This is a genomic window from Terasakiella sp. 4MB5A, from assembly GCF_050058155.1.
Classification (GTDB): Bacteria; Pseudomonadota; Alphaproteobacteria; order Rhodospirillales; family Terasakiellaceae; genus Terasakiella; species Terasakiella halodenitrificans.
The window spans coordinates 2,342,875-2,356,402 of record NZ_CP188815.1 but is presented as its reverse complement, the minus strand read 5'-3'; the positions used below and the strand labels follow the sequence as shown (position 1 = coordinate 2,356,402).

Annotated in this window: 13 protein-coding genes; 6 read left to right on the top strand and 7 right to left on the bottom strand. The window is 46.5% G+C overall.

The window, feature by feature from the left end; genetic code table 11:
- Positions 1-109: 109 nt before the first annotated feature.
- Positions 110-376: a hypothetical protein gene (locus ACI0FF_RS10935; RefSeq protein ID WP_419796884.1), complete on the top strand. Its 267-nt coding sequence runs from the start codon at positions 110-112 to the stop codon at positions 374-376.
- 276 nt (positions 377-652) lie between these two features.
- Positions 653-928: an NAD(P)H-dependent oxidoreductase subunit E gene (locus ACI0FF_RS10930; RefSeq protein WP_419796883.1), complete on the top strand. Its 276-nt coding sequence runs from the start codon at positions 653-655 to the stop codon at positions 926-928.
- Here ACI0FF_RS10930 and ACI0FF_RS10925 read toward each other — a convergent pair.
- Positions 925-3,438 carry an EAL domain-containing protein gene (locus ACI0FF_RS10925; RefSeq protein ID WP_419796882.1) on the bottom strand — a complete coding sequence of 838 codons (2,514 nt, stop codon included), beginning with the start codon at positions 3,436-3,438 and terminating at the stop codon, positions 925-927. The genes ACI0FF_RS10930 and ACI0FF_RS10925 overlap by 4 nt on opposite strands.
- Before the next feature lie 101 nt (positions 3,439-3,539).
- On the bottom strand, positions 3,540-4,133 hold the full coding sequence (locus tag ACI0FF_RS10920) for a malonic semialdehyde reductase (RefSeq protein WP_419796881.1): 594 nt from the start codon (positions 4,131-4,133) through the stop codon (positions 3,540-3,542).
- A 166-nt stretch (positions 4,134-4,299) separates the two neighbouring features.
- Here ACI0FF_RS10920 and ACI0FF_RS10915 point away from each other — a divergent pair, with 166 nt between their 5' ends.
- Complete coding sequence (locus tag ACI0FF_RS10915) at positions 4,300-4,827, top strand: hypothetical protein (RefSeq protein WP_419796880.1); 528 nt, start codon at positions 4,300-4,302, stop codon at positions 4,825-4,827.
- 3 nt (positions 4,828-4,830) lie between these two features.
- Positions 4,831-5,520, top strand: coding sequence for a class I SAM-dependent methyltransferase (locus ACI0FF_RS10910; RefSeq protein ID WP_419796879.1), 690 nt, complete (start codon positions 4,831-4,833; stop codon positions 5,518-5,520).
- Between the two features lie 38 nt (positions 5,521-5,558).
- On the opposite strand, the gene ACI0FF_RS10905 is transcribed toward ACI0FF_RS10910, so the two are convergent.
- Genes ACI0FF_RS10905 through ACI0FF_RS10895 form a run of 3 tightly spaced genes read right to left on the bottom strand, consistent with a single transcriptional unit; the run spans position 5,559 to position 10,229 of the window.
- A complete protein-coding gene (locus ACI0FF_RS10905) occupies positions 5,559-6,611 on the bottom strand; it encodes a 2-oxoacid:ferredoxin oxidoreductase subunit beta (protein ID WP_419796878.1) in 1,053 nt (350 codons plus the stop codon).
- Positions 6,612-6,615: 4 nt separating this feature from the next.
- Positions 6,616-8,451, bottom strand: coding sequence for a 2-oxoacid:acceptor oxidoreductase subunit alpha (locus ACI0FF_RS10900; RefSeq protein WP_419796877.1), 1,836 nt, complete (start codon positions 8,449-8,451; stop codon positions 6,616-6,618).
- A 2-nt stretch (positions 8,452-8,453) separates the two neighbouring features.
- A complete protein-coding gene (locus ACI0FF_RS10895; protein ID WP_419796876.1) occupies positions 8,454-10,229 on the bottom strand; it encodes an FAD-dependent oxidoreductase in 1,776 nt (591 codons plus the stop codon).
- Between the two features lie 294 nt (positions 10,230-10,523).
- Here ACI0FF_RS10895 and ACI0FF_RS10890 point away from each other — a divergent pair, with 294 nt between their 5' ends.
- Together ACI0FF_RS10890 and ACI0FF_RS10885 are read left to right on the top strand one after the other, a co-directional pair.
- On the top strand, positions 10,524-11,477 hold the full coding sequence (locus ACI0FF_RS10890) for a YbgA family protein (protein ID WP_419796875.1): 954 nt from the start codon (positions 10,524-10,526) through the stop codon (positions 11,475-11,477).
- Between the two features lie 13 nt (positions 11,478-11,490).
- Positions 11,491-11,925: a glutathione peroxidase gene (locus ACI0FF_RS10885; RefSeq protein ID WP_419796874.1), complete on the top strand. Its 435-nt coding sequence runs from the start codon at positions 11,491-11,493 to the stop codon at positions 11,923-11,925.
- Here ACI0FF_RS10885 and ACI0FF_RS10880 read toward each other — a convergent pair.
- Positions 11,912-12,690 (bottom strand): IS5 family transposase gene (locus ACI0FF_RS10880; protein ID WP_419796873.1). Its coding sequence is split into 2 segments (ribosomal slippage): positions 11,912-12,369 and positions 12,369-12,690, totalling 780 coding nucleotides; the frame shifts between segments, so codons are not numbered across the junction. The genes ACI0FF_RS10885 and ACI0FF_RS10880 overlap by 14 nt on opposite strands.
- Before the next feature lie 216 nt (positions 12,691-12,906).
- Complete coding sequence (locus ACI0FF_RS10875; protein ID WP_419796872.1) at positions 12,907-13,500, bottom strand: c-type cytochrome; 594 nt, start codon at positions 13,498-13,500, stop codon at positions 12,907-12,909.
- Positions 13,501-13,528: the final 28 nt, after the last annotated feature.

Below are 13,528 nucleotides of genomic sequence, written 5' to 3'. Positions count from 1 at the left end.
CCCAAGGATTTGTGCCTGCCGTTGCCGGGGCGATACGTATAAGACTTGGTTATTTTTGCCAGACGGATTACCATACGGCAATCCTTCACGAATGCAAAATGAGATTGCCATGATAAAGGACGATACCAAACTTCACGATGAAGACCTGCTCTTAAAACCAAGTGAAGCACAACGGAAATGGTTGTCTCGCGGATTGGAACAGGCCGGTGGAAAACTCCCTCTGTTTGACGAATTTGGTCAAGAGATCAATTCCCAGACGGTTCAAAGCTGTATCCGAAATGGTTGGGCCGAACCTTGGTTTTCAAATCCGTTAAAACCGGACTGGTTGGTTTGTAAATTAACCGATGTGGGACGAGAGGTTTTAAAGGGAGATTAGTAAGTTTGTACAAATTTAATTGTGTTCAATTAATGCAAACAACATAATTAGCTTGTTTTAATTTTAGTTTTCTTTAATTCGAAGGCGGCTCGTTCATTTTTCTTTTTTCAAATTGCTACTGCAAATGAAGTTTTTTAGGCGTGATTTGTCGAAGATTAATAAAAAAATGCCCTGCTCTTCTTTAAAATAACTGCGTGCGCAGATTTTTGAAAGGCATGAGGGGGTGGAAATGAAGTAATCTGGAAAAAATATCTCCCAAGGATTATATTTAACCCTATGAAAAAATTATACATTTGTACCAATAAAGCTGTTGCCTTGGGCCGTCCGTCTTGTGGTCTGCGTGGGAGCGAAAAAATAATGGCGGCCTTGCAAGATGAAGTGACGCAGCGTTCCATTGCCATTGAATTAGAGGCAATTACCTGTTTGGGACAGTGCAATGATGGCCCTAGCATGCGTATTGCTGGGGGTAATTTTTATTTGGGTGGTGCGGCAAATAAAGTTTCAGAGATTGCCGATTGGTTGGAGCAGGAATTGAAAAATAAACCCGATTAATCTTTATCCGGCCAACGTAAACCGTTTTTTAAATGGCGTTCAAATGTTGCGGCCGGTTCCGGGCGTGACAAAAGATAGCCTTGCAGCAATGAACAGCCGCCTTGACTGAGAAAATCAGCTTGAACCTGATCCTCCACACCTTCTGCAATACTATGCATGCCAAGGTTTTCGCTCATTGCAATCATTGTTGAGATGAGTTGGCGATTGCCCTCTTCCTGAAACATGCCACGAATAAAGCTTTGATCGATCTTCAGGTGATCAATCGGCAGGTTTCGTAAGTAGCCCAGATTGGAATATCCGGTTCCAAAATCATCAATCGCAATGCGTACGCCGATTTCCTTGAGTGCAAAAAGGTTGGTTTTCACCTGCTCGGGGTCATCAATAAAAGACCCTTCGGTGATTTCAATTTCCAGACATCGACCGGAGAGCTCGAATTGTTCTAGTATATTTTCAACAAATAACGGGAAAGTGTTATCTTTAATCTGTTCGGGCGCAATGTTAACCGCAACGGTGAGAGCCGGATATCCCTTATCCTGCCATTCTCGAATTTGGCAACATGCCTTTGTCAGAACCCATTCGCCGATTTTGGAGATAATGCCGATTTCTTCGGCAATGGGGATAAACTCTGCGGGACCAATTTCACCTATTTTTTCGTTGTGCCAGCGCAGCAGAGCTTCAGCGGCAACAATTGTACCATCACCTGCTGCTGCTTGAGGCTGGAAGTAGAGTTCAAATTCATCATGTGCGATTGCGCCGCGTAATGCTGTTTCGATTTCCAATTGGCGCAAACTTTGATCTGTAAAGGATGCGTTGAAGAGATTAAATGTGCTGCGCCCGGCATCTTTTGAACGATACATGGCGACATCGGCATTTTTAATAATCGTTTCCGTATCTTCGCCATCGTCGGGGAAAACACTGATGCCAAGGCTGGCTGTTACAAACAGATTTTGCTGATCAACGATAAATGGATCGGAAAATGCTTCGACAATACGTTGAGCAACCTTTGTCACTTCATCGACACTTTCAATATCGGGGAAGAGCAAGATAAATTCATCTCCGCCCATCCGGGCAACGGTATCTTCGTCACGTGTGCAATGTTTCAGGCGTTCTGCGGCCTCAACCAGCAGCGCATCACCTGTATTGTGGCCCAAGGTATCGTTGATCTTCTTGAAATGGTCCAGATCGACAAACATAATTGCAAGGCGTTCATGGTGGCGTTTGGAACGGGCAACAGCCATATTCAAGCGATCAGAAAACAGTCGGCGGTTTGGCAGTTTAGTCAGTTCATCAAAATAGGCCAGCCTGCGAATTTGGTTTTCCTGATTTTTGCGTTCGGAGATATCGCAGAAAATACCCGCATACTGATAAATGTCACCGGCATCATTACGAATAGCGGTGATGGTCAGCCATTCTGGATAAACTTCCCCGTTTTTTCGACGGTTCCAGATTTCACCCTGCCAATAGCCATCGATCTGAAGCTGTTGCCACATCTCTGTATAATAGTTTTCTTCATGCCTGCCTGATTTGAGGAGGGCTGGTGTCTGCCCTACCGCTTCATCACTGCTGTATCCCGTCACATGGGTAAAGGTCGGATTGACATAATCGATTTTGCCTTGCGAGTTGACGATAATAATGCCGTCCAATGAGGCTTCGATAATTTTATGGGCAAGATGCAGACTGTTTTGTGAAGCGCGCAAAGCTTGAGAGCGTTCTTCTAAAATAGAATTGATACGCCGGACATATTCAAACTGCAGGCTGGATAAAATGCCGGAAAAACTGATTAGGCCAATGATATTATCGTGGTCGTCGGCAACACCGAGGTGACGAAAACCCGTTTTAACGAGCATATTGCGAGCTTCCAGCAGGTTTGCATCTTTAGAAATGGTTTTCAGCGGGCGTGAGGCAGCTTCCCCGATTGTTTCTGGAAAGCTGCGTTGCGACAGAAAACGTGTGACGTCTTTTTCGGTCACAATGCCGTAACTATTATCGTTGAAGAGAACGCAAACAGCAGCTTGTGGGGCGTTTTGAATGATTTTTAACGCTTCGCTAAAACTGATGTGTTCAGGGGCGATGGGGGCGGCAACAGTGATGGTTTGTTCCACTGTTTTTACCGTCAGATAATACTCTTCCCCATGTTTTAGGATGACGTCCGTTTGTGTAATGATGCCGCAAGGGGTGTTGTCTTTACTTAAGACCAATAAATGGCGAACTTTTTCTTCCTTGAACCGAACCGCAGCAGCGCCAATGGAAATTTCTTCGCGGATGGATTTAACAGGGGCGTTCATGAGATCGCGCACCGGTCGGTCAAAAACGGCTAGATTGGATACATCAAGACGCAAGCTGTCGCGCTCTGTCCAAATCCCGATAGGAACGCCCTTCTCTTCGACAAGGATAGAGCTGACCCCGGCTTCTTGCATTGCTGCAGCGCATTTGGCAATCGTGTCGTCGGGTTTGCAGGTGAGCAAAGTCCGGTTTACGATGCTGCTGATCTCTTCGTTTATGGGATTCATGTTCAGAGGCGTTCACATTTGTCATATTATAATTGGAGCTAAACTATCACGTTCGGTAAGTAAAAATACAGTTACCTTTACGTATTCGTCCAAAAGTATGATTATTTAATTGTGCAAACTTCATCAAATGCAGGTCTTGGCCCACGATCATAAAGACCAGCTTTATCACCATAGCCAATATTACATAAAAAGTTAGACTTTAAACTAGAACCTTTAAAGAAAATGCCATCAAGTTTCTCAGAATCAAAACCGGACATTGGCCCGCAATCTAGTCCCAAAGTGCGACATGCTATGATTAAATAAGCGCCTTGCAAATCGCAATTTCTGATTGCGGTTTCTTCGGCAAGCTCTGGATTTTGATCGAACATATCAGCGGCACCGGGGAAGGTGGGGAAAAGACGTGGCATATTGGTAAAAAATTGCATATCTGTCGCAATAATGGCTGTAACCGGGGCGGCCATTGTTTTGGCAATATTACCTTCGGATAAACAGTCTTTTAGCTTTTCTTTGGCTTCAGGGCTTTTGATAAATGTAATCCGCGCAGGGCAGCAGTTCATGCTTGTTGGTCCCCAGCGTGCCAAATCCCAAACCTGATTGAGAATATCATCGCTCACGTCTTTATCCTGCCAAAGATTATGTGTGCGGGCTTCTAAGAAAAGCTGATTCAAGGCTTCTGCTGGTAAAGGTGCTGACATTCTATTTCCCTATTCGATCTAAAATTATTTTTGTTATTTAAGTTAAGATAGGCTGAGTTTTCTTATCCTTCAATAGATTAGGTTGGCTTTTTAGGATTAGATTTATCTTGTCTCATTAGGGTTTTCGAATTTAAAATCATCTTTGCTTTTAAAGTCGGAGGATGAAATGAAACGTTTATTGGTGATGGGAGCATGCTGTCTCTTTCTGTTCGGGGCGTCCACGGCTTATGGGGATGAGCGCAATGTCATTGTGGTTCCGCAAGAAGTAAAGTCGGTTTTTCTGGAAGAAATGCGCACACACCTTGATAATTTGAATGAAATTACTTTGGCCTTGTCAGCCGGTGACTTTAAGACGGCGGCTTATATTGCGGAAAATAAAATGGGGTTTGGGTCTTCGGTTCGCGCGGTGATGCAACAACAAGGGCGAACTGACGAAGAAATCGAAGAGATGTTGATGAAGCTGCGGGAAAGCAAATCACGTATTGATCACCCGGGTCGTGGGATGGGACGTTTCATGCCGGATGAAGTCCGCGAAATGGGACGTGTTTTTCATGATGCTGCGGCTAATTTTGCGAAAATTGCAAAAAATGTCGGCACACCGCCAACGACTGATGATTATCAACGCGTCTTTACAGCACTTAGTGAAATAATTGACGTTTGTAGTGCCTGTCATTCATCTTACCGTGTGGAATAAATTATGATGCAAACCAAAAAGAACGCTGATGTTTTAAAAGAAAATATTGAATTAAAAGGGAAAAATGTTCTTGATGTTGGCAGCGGTGAAGGTCACCTCAGTCGTATGATGGCCAAGCAAGGGGCATATGTTATCGGTATTGAATGTTCACCCCGTCAGATGAAAAAGGCTTTGTCCTATGATTGCGTCAGTGATGAAAAATTCATCGATGCCGTTGGGCAGGATTTACCGTTTGAAGAGGCTAGTATGGATGTGGTCGTCTTTTTCAACAGCTTGCACCATATCCCGGTTGATGAACAGTTCAATGCCTTAAAAGAAGCTGTCCGTGTTTTACGCTCCGGCGGGTTTGTCTATGTCTCCGAACCCATAGCAGAAGGCCCCCATTTTGAACTGCTTAAACCCATTGATGACGAAACATATGTTCGTGCGAAAGCTTATGAAACCTTGAAGCGATACGAGGAATTGGGGCTTAAATGGGTGAAAGAGGAAACGTACAACCACCCTGTGCGTCGTCAAAGTTTTGAAGAACTGCGCGATAAATTGACGGGCCCGAACCCGGAACGCGATGCTATTTTTGAAGAACAAAACGCAGAGCTTCGCGCTGCCTTTGCCCATTATGGCGTTCAAAAAGAAGATGGCTGTACCTATTTCGACCAACCCACCCGTATGAACTTGCTGCAAAAAACAGCTTAAAAAAAGAGAGGCTTAAAAGCCCCTCTCCTTCTTTAATTTTAACGAAAGCTTTTGTTGATCCCGGCCAAGGCGTGATTGCCGGGGCACAGGGTTTTTTCATCCAGCGTATTAAGCGGTGTTTCCGTTGTTCCCAAGAAATCGTGCATATCGCGCAAGGTTGGGTCGCAATAGAGCAAGCCTGTCAGGATTTCACCTTTGACGCGGTGTTGTTCAATCGCGTTAATTGCTGCAAAACGATCTGTTGGATCATAGCCATCTTTTCCTTTGTGCAGGCGGATCAGGGATCCGTCATGCAGGCAGATGTCTTTGCTTTCACCTTCTGCATATTTTGTGGTGATTTCTTCACGTGATGGGACAAAATCGGCAATATTACCGGCTTCCACATGTTCACGCACATAATCATAGCTGCGTGTGGATGTCGCATGGTTGTTGAAGGTCACGCAAGGCGACAATACGTCGATAAAGGCAAATCCTTCATGGCATAGGGCCGCTTTTAACAAGGGGACCAATTGATCCTTATCACCGGAAAAACTGCGCGCAACGAAGGTTGCCCCCAATTGCAGGGCCATTGTCGGCAGGTCAATCGCAGACCACAGGATTTCTTCCCCTTTTTTGGTGTGGGAACCTTTGTCTGCTGTGGCGGCTGTTTGCCCTTTTGTCAGGCCATACACACCGTTATTGGCGACGATATAGGTCATATCAAGGCGGCGACGGACCACATGGGCAAATTGCCCCATACCGATAGAGGCCGTATCCCCATCCCCGGACATCCCAACATATTTCAAACTGCGGTTCGCCATGCTGGCACCGGTTGCAACAGACGGCATACGTCCATGAACCGTGTTGAAACCATGCGATTTACCAAGGAAATAAGTCGGTGCCTTGGACGAACAGCCAATGCCGGACAGCTTGGCAACCTTGTGTGGTTCCAGCGACAGTTCAAAACAGGCTTGAACGAGGGCTGCCCCGACTGCATCATGGCCGCACCCGGCGCATAACGTAGACAAGGCCCCTTCATAATCACGATATGTCAGGCCCAGATCGTTTTTTGCAAGTTTCGGGTGGTGAAATTTGGATTTCAAGTAACTCATGTTCTTACCCTCTTGCCACTTTTTTTGCCGGTGCAACGGCGATATGATCGAGAATGGTTGCGCTGATGAAATCGGCCGTAATCGGTAAACCGTCGTAGTTACAAACCTTGACTAGTTTTGCCGGGTCAATGTCCAGTTCATTCATCAACAGGGTTCGCATTTGGGCATCGCGGTTTTGTTCAACAACAAAGACCTGATCGTGTTGTTCGATAAAATCTTCCACAGCCTTGGCAAAGGGGAACGCCTTGAGGCGCATCCCGTCGACGTTTTGGCCTTGTGTGCGCAGAAGATCAAACGTTTCATCCATCGCAGCATTGGTTGTGCCGAAATAAACCACGCCGATCTTGCTACCTTTGTTTTGGCTGTGCATTTCCGGCTGTGGCAGGATTTCGGCTGCGGTACGGAATTTTTTATTCAAACGTTCCATATTGCGTACGTAATCTTCGCCACGTTCTGTGTAAGCGGCATATTCGTTGCGTGATGTTCCCCGCGTGAAATAAATACCTTTTTCCGGGTGCGTGCCGGGGTATGTGCGATAACAAATGCCATCATCGTCCACGTCCAGATAACGCCCGAATTCTTCAACTTCTTCAAGCTGTTGGGCATTTAATACCTTGCCACGATCATAAGCGCGGCTGTCATCCCAGCTGAGTTCGTCGCTCATATGATCATTCATACCGAGGTCAAGATCCGTCATGACCATGATCGGGGTTTGAATGCGTTCGGCATAATCAAATGCATCTGCCGTCATATGGAAACATTCTGTCGGGGTGGACGGGAAAACCAAGACCTGCTTCGTATCCCCATGAGAGGCATAGGCACAGGCAAGGATGTCGGATTGTTGTGTCCGTGTTGGCATCCCTGTTGAGGGCCCCGCACGTTGTACATCAATTAAAACAACCGGTATTTCGGCAAAGTAAGCAAGGCCGAGGAATTCTGTCATCAGGGAGACACCGGGACCGGACGTTGCGGTAAAGGAGCGTGCCCCATTCCATCCCCCGCCAATGGCGATACCGATGGCGGCAAGTTCGTCTTCTGCCTGCATAACAGCGAAGTTCTTTTTGCCCGAGGCCGGATCAATACGCAGGCGGTTACAATATTTTTCGTAATTTTCCACAACCGATGTTGACGGTGTGATGGGATACCAGCCCGCAACCGTTGCCCCACCGTAAACGGCACCCAGACCGGCAGCGGTGTTACCGTCGATCAAAATGCGGTTGCCAACTTTGTCGGATTTTTGTACCCGAATGCTTAACGGACAATCAAAGTTGGATTTGGCATATTGATAGCCAAGTTCCAAAGCATGAACGTTGGGCGAAACCAGCTTTTCCTTACCTTTAAACTGGTCGGCGATTAAACCTTTCAGGACATCAAAATCCATGTCAAGTAAGGCTGCTAAAGCACCGACATAAAACACGTTTTTAAACAGCTGACGTTGACGCGGATCGTTATATTCACGCAGGCAGATAGCTGAGATGGGCATCCCTAAGAATGTTATGTCTTTGCGCATCAATTGTGGGTCGATTTCCTTGGTTGAGTCATAGAGGAAATAACCACCTGCCTCGACACTTTGTACATCATCAACCATGCTTTGTGCGTTCATGGCGACCACAATGTCGGCCCCACCAGCACGGCGACCGAGATAGCCTTTTTCACTGACGCGCACGTCATACCATGTCGGCATCCCCTGAATATTTGACGGGAAGACGTTGCGTGGGCTAACGGGAACGCCCATGCGGAAAATTGCTTTGGCGAACATGTTGTTGGCACTGGCAGAACCGGTGCCGTTTGTGTTGGCAAAGCGAATGACGAATTCGTTGACTGAATTAATGGTTTTCATCTTTATGCCGCCTCAATCTGTGTCGCTTTGAAAAGGAATTTCTGCATATCCCATGCCCCTGTCGGACATCGTTCGGCACAAAGACCGCAATGCAGGCAAACATCTTCGTCCTTAACCATAATTTTGCGGCTTTTCAACTCGCCGGAAACATAAATATCCCGGTCATTCCCAACCGCCGGGACACGTAAGCGCGAACGCAAGTCGTCTTCATCCCCATTGGTTATGAAGTTGATGCAATCCATCGGGCAAATATCTTCACAGGCGACACATTCAATGCAGCGTTCCCCTAGAAAGACGGTCTGAACATCACAGCTTAGACAGCGTGCAGCTTCGCTTAGCGCGAGTTTTTCATCAAAACCAAGTTCGACTTCGGCATCAAGGCTTGCCAGCGCTTCTTCCAAATTCATAACCGGCACCGTGTTGCGCGGGTCATTGGAAACAGCACTTTGATAGGACCATTCGTGAATGCCCATTTTCTGTGATGTCAGGCCGTATTCCCCAACAGGAACAGCATTGACGTCTTTTTCCTTATTGAGAAAACGATCAATGGACCCGGCTGCGATATGTCCGTGGGCAACGGCGGTAATGATATTTTCAGGGCCAAAGGCCGCATCCCCGCCAAAGAAGACTTTTTCATTACTGGATTGCAGGGTGTCTTTATTTAAAACAGGCATGCCCCAGTCATCAAAATCAATGCCGAGGTTGCGTTCAATCCACGGGAAGCTGGCATCTTGACCGATTGCGACCAGAACAAGATCACATTCGACCAGAACAGGTGCCTCCCCTGTTGAAATCAGTTTGCGTTTGCCTTTTTCCCAATGTGTTTCCACTCGGTCAAATTCAACGCCAATAAATTTCCCATCCTCCACCACATAACGCAAAGGTGTGTGATTGGGAAGGATTTCGACATTTTCGGCCATGGCATCTTCGCGTTCCCATTCGGAAGATTTCATTTCTTCATAGGAAGAACGCACGATGGCTTTGACCTCTTGTGCACCCAATCGGCGGGCTGTCCGTGTACAGTCCATTGCCGTGTTTCCGCCACCAAGGACGACAACGCGTTTTGGGGCTTCTTTAATGTGACCGAAAGTGACACCGGCTAGCCAGTTAATGCCAATCTCTACATGATCACCGGCCTCTTCCAATCCATCCATTTTTAGCGGACGGCCACTGGGGGCACCTGTGCCGACAAAGACGGCGTCGAAACCTTCATCAATAACGGCTTTCATAGAGGTAACTTCGCCATTAAATCGACGTTCAACACCCATATCCAGAACCACATCGACTTCGCTGTCCAATGTTGTCAATGGCAGACGGAAAGATGGGATTTGGGTTCGCATCATGCCGCCAGCCTGGGCGTCGCGTTCAAAAATCGTACATTCGTACCCCAAAGGCATCAAGTCGCGTGCAACGGTTAGAGATGCCGGTCCGCCACCAAGCAAAGCAATCTTTTTGCCATTTTTCTTGGTCGGGATGATGGGAAGACGATCTTTGATCTCTTCCTTATTGTCAGCGGCAACCCGTTTGAGGCGACAGATCGCCACGGGTTTTTCTTCAACGCGCTGACGTCGACAAGCCGGTTCGCACGGACGGTCGCACACACGGCCCAAGACACCCGGGAACACATTGGCTTCCCAGTTGACCATGTAGGAGTCCGTATAACGGCGTGCTAAAATAAGGCGAATATATTCCGGAACCGGCGTATGTGCCGGACAGGCATACTGGCAATCCACCACTTTATGAAAGTGGGACGGATCAGATGTGTTGGTGGGTTTCACGGTAAACCTATCTCACAAACTGTCATAAAAAAGTCAAAACGACTATAACTTCTTTACGGGCATTCTGCCTAATCTTCAAGCATGACTTTGTAAATTATTGTCGTTTTTCTGTGCATGTTGATAATAATAATTCGCAAATTAGATGGCTGAAATATAGATATTTTTTGTTTAACTGGTCTTACCAGCCTATGAAAAAAATAAGCTGGACCTAATTTTATAAATATTCTAAATTAAATTTAAGGCAGACCTACAATTCCTTGGCAACAAACTTTCTTTTTTGAGGAGAAAAAGAAGATGGAACAGCTATTGAAAATTGGGGTATCCGCCTGCCTGTTGGGACAAGAAGTTCGATTTAACGGCGGTCATTGCAATCATCGTTTTGTAACTCACTATTTATCCAAGTATGCGGTGTTTGAACCGGTTTGCCCGGAAGTGGCAATCGGCATGGGGATCCCGCGCAAATCTGTGCGTCTGGAACGTGAAGATGCAACGAACGATGTTGTGCGCATGATTGAACCCAAAAGTGGCCATGATTACACTGATGATATGGTTGCCTACAGTGCTGAAAAAGCGGCTGAATTACATGACTTGGACGGATTTGTTTTTAAGAAAAATTCACCAAGTTGTGGCGTGTTCCGTGTGAAAATTTATCAAAATGATCAACCGAGCGAGCGTCGTGGTACAGGCTTATTTGCCCAAGCTATGATGGAACGTTATCCCGAATTACCGGTTGAAGAAGAAGGTCGCCTGTCCGACCCTTTCCTGCGGGAAAATTTTGTGGAACGGGTCTTTGCCCATCGGCGGGTTAAAGATTTGTTTGATCGCAAATGGAGCCGCCGCGACGTGATTGAATTTCAAGCCCGCGAAAAGCTGCTGTTGATGGCACATGCACCGCATAAGGCAAAGATGCTGGGCCAATTGGTCGGACGGATTAAACAACATCAGCGTGATGATTTTGCGACGATGTATATTCAGGCTTATATGGACTGTATGAATACAAATCCCAGTAAAGGTCGCCATACGAACGCAATGATGCATATGGCGGGATATTTAAAAAACAAGCTCAGTCAATCTGGTCGTGCAGAACTTGCAAATGTTATTTCGGATTATCGCAATGGCTATGTTCCTATGACGGTGCCAATGGCTTTGATGCAACATATGATCCGTCGTTTGGAAGAAGGGTATTTGTCCGAACAGACTTATCTTTCCCCTCACCCACGTGACCTTGCCTTACGTAACCATGTTTAAGGATGGCTACGTGATGAAACGTTTATTTTTACTGATCTCTTTAATCATGGGATTTACAATGACACAGGCCACAGCTGAGACAACTGCTTTTGATTTTACCTTCGAAGATATTGATGGTAAAGAACTGCCCTTGTCTAAATTTACAGGTAAGACAGTGATGGTGGTCAACACGGCCTCTTACTGCGGTTTTACTAAACAGTATGATGCTTTGCAGGCTGTCTGGTCGAAATACCAGGAACGAGGACTGGTGGTGTTGGGGGTGCCATCCAATGATTTTGGACAGCAGGAACCGGGAACTGAAAAAGAAATCAAAGAATTCTGTGAAGTGAACTTCAATATTGATTTTCCCATGACGCAAAAAGCAGTCGTGAGCGGTAAAAATGCCCATCCATTTTATCAATGGGCGCGCAAAGAACTGGGTTTTGTTGCGGCCCCTAGGTCCTGTTGACAAAGTATTTTACCCATACCCGAATTGATGTGACCTGCACGAAGCCAAGGAAACTGAGCATCGTCTTGTCATACCGAGTTGCAACCCGGCGAGCATTTTTGAGTTTGTTGAAGCAGCGTTCAACCTGATTTCTCAAGCCATATACGAAATCATCAACGGGAGTGATTTCCTTTCGGTTTTTCCGCATTGGGATCATGGCGTATCCACCGCGTTTCTCCATATCGTCCCGAATGGAGTTTGCATCGTAGCCTTTGTCTGCCAATAGAACCTTGGCATCTGGACCACCCCATTCCATCAATGGAGCATACCCTTTGTAATCTGATGTTTGGCCTTCGCTGATTTCCAGAGCTATTGGCAAGCCTTCGGCATTTGTTCGAAGGTGTATTTTGGACGTAAAGCCACCTTTTGAACGGCCGAGACCCTCTTTTTGAGTCCCCCTTTTGCCCCAGCAGCCTGATGATGGGCTCTGATGATTGTGCTATCTATCATTTGCACTGTATCTGGAACGGCTTTGGCATCGTTCAAGGCATCCAGTAGAACATCCCAAACGCCGAGCAATGTCCAGCGGCGGAATTGACGATAAACAGAGGACCATTTACCGAAGTAATTGGGGAGGTCACGCCAAGGTGCTCCTGTCCGGGCAATCCAAAAAATACCATCAAGAGTGAGGCGGTGATTTGAGGGAGGACGGCCAGATTTTGGCCCTTGGGCATGAAGGAATGGCTCGAAGAATAACCATTCATCGTCGCTCATCAAATTCCGCATAGACTTCTCCTCATAAAAAGAAGTCTTGAATCACATTCTAAGCAATTTGTGAACCCACTTTGTCAACAGGACCTAAATGGAATTTTCACAAGTATCTGATTGATGGCAATGGCAGGCTTGTAGATTGGTTTGCGACAACTACAAAACCCAATGATCCCAAGGTAATTACGGTTATTGAAAAGAGTTTGGGGCGCTGAAACGCCCCCTTCTCTGTTGTTATTTCATGCCGCTGATATATGTGGCGAGGGCTTGAATTTCCATTTCAGTTAATTTAGATGCGATGGAATGCATAACCGCGTTATCGTTGGTTCGATTGCGGTTATGGAACTCGGTAAGCTGGTCGGCAAGGTAGCGTTTGTGTTGACCTGCCAGTCGCGGTAATTTTTGTGTCCCTTTACCCTCGTTCCCATGACAGGTTTTACACGCCGTTACACCTGAATATTTGTTGCCGTTCATGTATAGATATTGACCAACAGCGGCGAATTCTTCATCACGCACGCGATGGGAAAGAGGCGGTTTCGCGGCAAAATATTTGCCAAGTGCAACCATTTCATCCGGTGTCAGGTCTTGTGCCATTTCATTCATGGTGCCTGTACGTCGCCCGGCTTGAAAATCAGCCAGTTGTTTGGCGATATATTCTTCATGTTGGGCGGCAAGCCGGGGATAAATCGCACTGGAACTTTCCCCTTCTGTGCCGTGGCACAAGTGGCATTTTTCTTCGACGATCTCGATGGCACGATCCAGATTATCAGCCAAGGCCGATTGTGTACCAATAAAAAGGGTGCAAATCAAAAAGGCACGTTTAAGCATATGTTCTTTATCCCCTGTGAAGCGATTT